At 41.5% G+C, this 8,771-nt stretch carries 3 protein-coding genes and 1 pseudogene; 3 read left to right on the top strand and 1 reads right to left on the bottom strand.

The annotated features are described in order from the left end of the window. A partial coding sequence (locus tag H7254_RS17205; protein ID WP_301934142.1) for a PKD domain-containing protein occupies positions 1–3,216 on the top strand: 3,216 nt, incomplete at its 5' end. A gap of 37 nt (positions 3,217–3,253) precedes the next feature. Continuing rightward, the gene (locus H7254_RS17200; protein ID WP_301934141.1) at positions 3,254–4,276 is read left to right on the top strand and encodes a PorP/SprF family type IX secretion system membrane protein; all 1,023 of its coding nucleotides are present in this window, start codon (positions 3,254–3,256) and stop codon (positions 4,274–4,276) included. 301 nt (positions 4,277–4,577) lie between these two features. Here H7254_RS17200 and H7254_RS17195 read toward each other — a convergent pair whose 3' ends face one another. Then, on the bottom strand, positions 4,578–7,493 hold the full coding sequence (locus H7254_RS17195; RefSeq protein ID WP_301934140.1) for an FAD-binding and (Fe-S)-binding domain-containing protein: 2,916 nt from the start codon (positions 7,491–7,493) through the stop codon (positions 4,578–4,580). Positions 7,494–7,846: 353 nt separating this feature from the next. On the opposite strand from H7254_RS17195, the pseudogene H7254_RS17190 reads away from it, so the two are divergent. After that, positions 7,847–8,771, top strand: a pseudogene (locus H7254_RS17190) (hypothetical protein); the annotation flags it as partial.

Below are 8,771 nucleotides of genomic sequence, written 5' to 3'. Positions count from 1 at the left end.
TGCAGTGGTAGCCAGGGCAGCTTTAGTGCACCGGTAAAAATCACGGTCCGGCAGAATGCGCAAGCTTTATTTACAGCCAGCCCGGTTACAGGCTGCACCCCTTTTAATCTGGCGAATGCCATTACTGTTGCGCATTTTCCCGACAGGGATGGCCAGTATCAATGGTATGCGGATGGGATTGGTATTGGTAGTAATTCCACCGGTATTTTTCCGGGTTATACAATCACTGCTTCCAATGACACCACCATTATAAAATTGATTACCACCAGCCAGTTTGGTTGCAGGCCGGACACAGTACAACAGCAATTTATCACAGTAATTTCAGCCCCGGCTAAGTTTATCAAAGATACAGGTTATGGTTGCGGCCCTTTACCAGTTGGCTTTACCAATACCTCCAGCATCATCCGCAACATTTCCTTTAACTGGAATTTCGGCAATGGCGTTATCAGCAATCTGGCGCAACCCGGCACAATTATTTATGATGCCAGTCCGCAAAACAGGGATACTACTTACCTCGTTACCTTAAAAGCCTATAATGGTTGTGATACCACTGTTTGGCGGGATAGTGTAAAAATAAGGGCCAATCCCAGGGCAGGATTTGGAGTAGATACTACCGCAGGATGTTCGCCCTTTACCGTACACATCAACAACACTTCATCAGGTAAGTCCAATACCTATTACTGGAATTTCGGCAACGGTCATTTAGATACAACTTACAGTACCGGGGCATTGAATTACACTTACAATACAGGCAATGTGATTGACACTTTTTCTATTCAGCTGATTGCTGCAAATGAATGTAAAAGAGATACGCAGGTAATTAAAGTGCGGATAGCACCCAATAATATTCAGCCACGTATAAACATCAATGGCAACGACTTGTATGGCTGTGCACCGCATATAATAGCCATCAATAATGGCACTACGGGCGCCAGTTCTTTTACCTGGAACTTTGGTGATGGTACTTCAGCACTTGTAACCAATAACAGCCCGGGTAGTGTGGTGCATGCTTTTAATAATCCCGGCACATTTACCATACGAGTGGATATTACCAATGGCTGCAGCGATACAACAGTTTACAGATCAGTAACCGTATACACCAAACCTGCGGCAACCTTTACAACCAATGCTGCTACTTATTGCCAGGGCGATACCATCAAAGTAAACAATACATCCTTACATGCCAACAGCTATCAATGGTTTTGGGATGACGGCACAGGCAGTACCGGTTTAAATCCGTTTCATATTTATGCTGCGCCTGGTATTTATACCATTTATTTAAGGGCAGAAAAAACGAATAATTTTGGTGTGGTTTGTTTTGATACAATTGTACATTCCATCACTGTTCTAAGCAAACCGGATACACGGTTGCAGACGAATATCAGGGCGTTGAATTGTGCGCCCTTTATCCTGGAGGTAGCTGCTCCAGGAATCATCAATGAAACTGCACAATGGTATTTTTATGATAGTACGGTTACTCCATCTGTAATAACAGCCAATGGAACAAATGCACAATACACCTTTAATAGGCCGGGTAGCTTTTATGTAAAATTAATTGCTAAGAATAGTACAGGTTGTACAGACAGTACCATCATTTATTTTACGGTAGCCGGCCAACCAGTAGCTTCATTTACACCAGCCGGTATATTCATTTGTACAAGAGATACGACAGTTGCGTATATTAACACTACTACCTATGATGGCAACGATGCGGTAAAGTATAGCTGGCTTGTTGACAATGTAGCGCTGTCTGTTAATGGCAATTTTACGCACCATTACACGGCATCAGCAGTAACTGTTTTACCTAAAATTTTTACCACCTGGCTGATAGCAAGTAATAGCGTAGGTTGCAAGGATACAGCGAAAGCAATACTGCAAATGAACCCTTCCGCAAAATCGAAATTCAGTTTTAACAACCCAAATGATTGCGTGCCTTTTATTGCAAACATTGCCAATACAGCCAGGTTCACCACGATACATAAATGGCTGGTAAATGGAGTGCTGGTAAGTACCGATGCGGCACCTTCCATTGTTATTGAAAAGCCTTTTACTGCATATACCATTACTTTAATTGCTGACAACGATTATGGTTGCAAGCCAGATACTTTTTCTGTAACCTTTACTTCAAGGATAAAACCTGCCATTGGCTTTACAGTGAGTGATACCCTCGGTTGCACAGGCGTGTTAAATGTCGGCACCAGCAATACAACTACCAATGCCATCAGCTATATCTGGAATTGGGGCGATAACACGCCGGCTTCTTCTTTTACCAGTCCTACTCATTTGTATACAACACAAGGCCAGTACCTGATTACACTGGTAGCAAGCGATGGGGTATGTAGAGACACTGCCAGCCAGCTGGTAAAAGTGTCTGCCAAACCTGTGGCTGATTTTTCTGTAAATACCACACTCACTTGCGATACCGCAAGGGTACAGCTCACCAACTTAACCATTAATGGAGATACCTATTTGTGGAATTTTGGGGATGGTACCACCAGCACAGTTGTCGATCCGTTTAAGTTTTTTGCGCCAAGCCTGAATCCCTATACCATTAAGCTGGTCGCCTATAGCACTTTTGGTTGTAAAGACTCTGTAATAAAGCCCAATCTTGTGTTGGCAAAAGTGCCGCCCGCATCCGGTTTTTTTATTAGTCCCACACCGGTTATTACCGTACCCAATTATACTTTTAGTTTTAACAACCTTACATTAAACAATACCAATTATCAATATCAGTGGAGTTTGGGTGATGGAACTTTTGCGGACACCAGGGATGTGATTGATCATAAATACGCGGATACCGGTAATTACCCCATTCGGTTAATTGTGCTGGATAACATTAACAACTGTTCGGACACCACGCTAAAAATTGCCCGCATTGATGGCTTTCCCGGCTGGATGTATATTCCCAACGCTATTTGCCCCAATTGCCTGCAGGAAAATTTAAGAACCTTTCTGCCAAAAGCTGTGGGTCTGAAGGAGTACCGTCTGCAGATATTTACTATCTGGGGCGAACTGATTTTTGAAAGTACCAGTCTGGACAGTAAAGGTGCACCCAACCAGCCATGGGATGCCAGGTACAAGGGAAGCCTTGTACAACAGGATGCATATGTATGGAAGATTCAGGCAAAATTTAAGAATGGGTCTGAGTGGCTGGGCATGATTTACCCGGGGGAAACAAAATATAAAAAGGCAGGAAGCATCACTGTTGTAAAATAATAAACGAACGGTTTTTACTACCATCAAAAACAGTAAAATGAAAAAATATTTATTACTCAATGTTATTTTTTTTAGTACAAAAATTTTTGCACAAGACCCGTTTTTTACACAGGCATTCAATGCACCGCTTTCATTGAATCCTGCAACGGCAGGCAATGCTGAAATGGACCTTCGCTTTACCGCAACGCTCAAACGGCAGTGGATAAACGTTCCTTCATTAATGCAATATGCGGCGGTAGGTGTTGACCGCTATATTAAAAATATGCATGGGGGGGTAGGACTGCTGTTAACGAATTCCAAAGAAGGATACCTAAACAAGAACAGCCTGCATGCCATTTATTCGTATGCGTTGTGTTTGCCTGGTGCCAGATTGCATTTAGGTTTGCAGGCAGGTGTAGCCAACCGGAGCATCAATTATAATAAACTATATTTTAGCGACCAGATTGATAACACCGGTATCATTCCCGGTGCTATATCGGGTGTGGATATAGCACTGAACAACCACAAATATTTCGCTGATTTTGCAGCAGGTTTTTTATTGTACTTTCGCGATAACTGGATGATCGGTGGCGGCGCCCAGCACATCAACCAGCCAGATGAATCGCTTACGTCCAATACCTACAGCAAGTTGCCCAGACGCTGGTTTTCTTACCTGCGTTATAAGATGGATATTGATGAGGATGGAGATTCCTATTTCTTACCAAGCATTATTTATTACCAGCAGGCGCAAAGCAATTCGCTGAGTGTAGGTTGCGAATATAAGAATGCCAGGATGGCAATTGGTGCCTGGTACAGGGGCAATGTTGGTTTTAAAAACAGTGATGCTTTTTCAGTAACCTTAAGCCTTGATTTATTTGACCGCCGCTACAATGAGACAGACCGGCTAAGAGTGGGAATGGCGTACGATGCGACCACTGGCAAGCTTGGTTTTTCAAGAAGTGCCGGCAGCGGAGAAGGTACTTTTATTTGGGAAAAATTAACTCCTGATGGAATCGTTTCTGATGAGCGATGCGATGCAGATTATATAATGAAAGGAACGCCTTGCCCGAGAAGATTTTAGAAAGACAGACCAGTTTTTAAATTATGAAGTATCCCTCCGCAGAGATACGGCTGATGTGGTTGGGGAAACTTATAAAAGGCATGCACCATAACTAAAAAATATTTCTACAAGGATAACTAATTTTCAAATTTAGCGCTACTTATAATTCTTAATTTTCTGAAACGGGCTTCTAAATTCTCAATATCAAGTGTATTAGAAAGGATGACTACAAGGTTGATTGTTCGCAATTTTAATGATTAACAGAGATTACTAAAACATACAGATTTTTACACTTTAGATGGGTACTTAATTTTTTTGGATCTTACACCAACGCCTCATACAAAATTTCCACGGGGTGCATTGCTAATGTGTGCGTACCATCTTTTATCTGGTGGCGGCAACTGGTGCCAGGTGCAGCTACTATAACCGCTTCGGATTTTTTATTGCGCACTGCGGGAAACAATACCAGTTCGCCAATTTGCATGGACAGATCGTAATGCTCTTTTTCAAAACCGAAAGAACCGGCCATACCGCAACAGCCGCTGGCAATGGTTTGCACCGTATAGTTTTTTGGCAACGATAAAATATCCACCGAGTATGTTAATGCAGAAAGTGATTTTTGCTGGCAATGACCATGTAATAAAATCTGTTTTTCCCCTGTGGTAAATTGGTCAGCTTTTATAAAGCCTTTTTTTATTTCGCCGGCAATAAACTCATCTATTAAAAAAACATTTTTGCTCAATTGCTTTGCTGCTTCCAGCTGGTCATCATCGGCAAGATCAATGTACTCATCTCTAAAAGTAAGAATGGCACTGGGTTCTACACCAATCAACGGCGTTTCATTGCTGATAATTTCTTTTAATAAGGCAATATTTTTATTGGCAATCTGCTTGCCCTTACGGATTAAGCCCTTGCTAAGCCAGGCTCTGCCGCTTTCAATGTGTTTTGGAATCACCACATTGTAGCCCAATCTCTCTAATAGTAAAATGGCTTTTATACCAATGGAAGTATCGTTGTAATTGGTAAACTCATCACAAAATAAATAGACTGTCCGGCTGTTATTGTTGTTTTGTTTGGGATGTTTTTTATACCAGCTTTGCAAAGTGCTTTTGTGCATCAAAGGCAAAGAGCGAGGCACTGCAAAACCAGACATTTTTTTTATGAGCGTACTGGTTGTTTTATTAGACATAAAAAAATTGTACACGCCCGGAAGTATGGAACCCAGCTTTGCAGCGTTGGTAAAATTAGCAATCAGTTTACTTCGAAAAGGCACCCCGTTGGTATCATAGTATTGTTGTAAAAATTCGGCTTTTAATTTAGCTACATCTACATTGCTCGGGCATTCCGACTTACAGGCTTTGCAACTGAGGCAAAGGTCCATTACGTCGTAAATCTCTTTATGGTTAAAGCGGTTTACTTCTTTTGAATTGGTTAAAAATTCGCGTAATATATTTGCTCTGGCACGGGTAGAATCTTTTTCATTTCGGGTAGCCATAAACGATGGGCACATGGTGCCGCCGCTTAAATGTGTTTTACGGCAATCGCCGCTGCCGTTGCATTGTTCAGCATGCTGCAACACATCCTGGTTATGGTAGCGAAAAATGGTATTAAAGGTGGGCGTTTGCTGGCCGGGCGTGTACCGCAACATGCTGTTCATGGGCGGTGTATCTACAATTTTATTGGGGTTAAAAATATGTTGAGGATCCCAGGTATTTTTTAATTGTTTTAGCAGTAAATAATTTTTAGGGCCAATCATCTGTTCGATAAATTCGCCCCGTAACCTGCCATCACCATGTTCGCCACTTAAGGAGCCATCGTATTTTTTTACCAGTGTAGCAATTTCCTGTGCAATAGTTTTAAACAGCTCGTTGCCTTCTGCTGTTTTTAAATTGATGATGGGGCGCAAATGTATTTCACCAGATCCGGCATGGGCATAATGTACTGCATGTAAATTGTATTTAACCAGTAGCTCATTAAACTCCCGGATATAGGCTGGCAGGTCATTTACATCCACCGCTGTATCTTCAATAACAGGTACAGCCTTTGCATCACCGGGTAAATTGCCCAGCAATCCTAAACCTGCCTTACGAAGGGTCCATATCTTTTTAGTATCATCTCCAAACAGCAATGGAAAATGGAAGCCTAACCCTGCGGCACGCATTTCAACCTCCACATTTTTGCAGATGTCCGTAATTTCTTCCCGGGTATTTTTTACAAACTCAATTACCAAAATTGCACCCGGATCTCCCTGTACAAAAAAACGGTTCTTGCTTTGTTCAATATTACCTTTGGTACATTCTAAAATATAATGGTCAATCAGCTCACTTGCACTGGGCTTATATTTCAGTGCAATTAAATTGGCCCGCAGGCTTTCATCAATACTATTGAAATGAACGCATAACAAGCCGGTTTCTTTGAGTGGCAATGGCACCACATTTAATTTTATTTCGGTGATAAAAGCCAATGTTCCTTCTGAGCCGGCAATTAATTCACAAAAATTAAAGTCGGGCATGCCTGCAACAAAGGGCGCTTTTTCCAACAACATGTCAATTGCATAGCCGGTGTTGCGGCGCTCTACCGATTTTTTTGGAAACTGTTTTCTTATCTCCTGCTGGTTATCGTAATTGCTTAAAATGCTGCGGATGTTTTTATATATCTTTCCTTCCAGATTATCCATTTCGCATTTTGTATGAAAGGCATCGTTGGTAACCGTTTTAAATTCTACATTAGTTCCATCACTTAAAATTGCCTTTACTTCCAGCAGATGTTCCCGGGTACTGCGGTAAACAACCGAATTAGAACCGCAGGAATTATTACCCACCATACCACCCATCATTGCCCGGTTGGCGGTGGAAGTTTCCGGACCAAAAAATAAGCCATGTGGTTTTAAAAAAAAATTCAGTTCATCCCTGATAACACCGGGTTCTACCCTTACCCAGTTTTCTTCTGTATTGAGTTCAAGTATTTTGGTAAAATTTTTAGATACATCCACGATAATGCCGTTACCTACCACCTGCCCCGCAAGAGAAGTACCCGCCGTACGGGGAATTAAAGAAGTAGTATTGTTAGTGGCAAATTGTATTAGTTTTTTAATATCGTCCAATGTTTTGGGGATGGCCACTGCCAAAGGCATTTCCCTGTACGCCGAAGCATCCGTGGCATACAATATCCGCATGGTATCGTCTGTAAAAAGTTCTCCTTCAATTGAGCGGCTTAATTCCTGTAGTTTCTCTTTCATTTACCAATTTAACTTTCATGTAAAAATAGTTTGTTTTTACGATTTTAAATTTTTCGTGGAACCTGCTTTGTGGACTTTTTATAGAAATGATGATGGTGTTGATCAGAACCGGTACACACAGATTTTTTAATCTTGTTTCGTAAAAACATATGGCAGCGCTGGTTGGGCTGATTTTGGCAGATTAGCACGGATTATTTATCAATTGCTCAATAAAAAATACATGTGCTGTTATCTGTTCAATTTGTATCAGTAGCGTTTATATATGATTTGTGCAAAGTATAAATTTGTTATCACCGGCGTTTGTTTCCAGCTGTTCAGTTAATTTTGATAGTATATTAAACTTATTTTAACAATTGTATACACATCTGCCGGCTCCGTTTCTGCAATCACTTGAAGGTATCCCTGGTTTTGATAAAGCCAGATTTGAAGATGTTCATCAATCTGGTGAACAGGTTACCTCCATCAGGTTAAACCCTGCTAAAATAAAAGGCAGTAGAACCTTGTCTTTTACGGATGCTGCTGTGCAGGGTAATGTGCCCTGGAGTACGGATGGTTACTATCTTTCCCAGCGCCCGTCCTTTACGCTGGATCCTGTTTTTCATGCAGGTGCTTACTATGTACAGGAGGCCAGCAGCATGTTTTTAGAGCAGGCATTGCAACAAACAACCGATTTGTCTCAACCCATAAAAGTATTAGACTTATGTGCAGCACCTGGCGGAAAATCTACCTTGTTGCAATCGTTGATTCATGAAAAGAGTTTATTGGTAAGCAATGAATTGATAAAAGCAAGAGTAAATATTTTAACGGAAAACATTACCAAATGGGGCGCTGCCAATGTGATAGTAACCAACAACGATCCTCAGGATTTTAAAAGACTGGAAAATTATTTTGATGTAATTGTTGTAGATGCGCCATGCAGCGGCAGCGGCCTTTTTAGGAAAGATGCTGCTGCCATTGAAGAATGGAGTCCGCAAAATGTAACCATGTGCAGCCAGCGCCAGCAGAGGATTCTGGCCGGTGTATTGCCTGCATTAAAAGAAGGCGGCAGCCTGATTTATTCTACCTGTTCCTATTCTGAAAATGAAGATGAAGCAATTGCAGACTGGCTGATGGGCGAACATGGTTTATTATCCGTTGCCCTAAATCTGAAAACGCACTGGCAGATTGTTGAAACAAGATCAACCCTCCACAATGGTTATGGTTACCGGTTTTATCCTGATAAAGTAAAGGGGGAAGGTTTTTTTATTGCAGCATTTACCAAAGGAGAAAAAGCAATCC

Source organism: Ferruginibacter sp., assembly GCF_014377975.1.
Taxonomy (GTDB): Bacteria; Bacteroidota; Bacteroidia; order Chitinophagales; family Chitinophagaceae; genus Ferruginibacter.
Note: the sequence above shows the minus strand (reverse complement) of the source record. Positions and strands in the feature narration are given on the sequence as shown.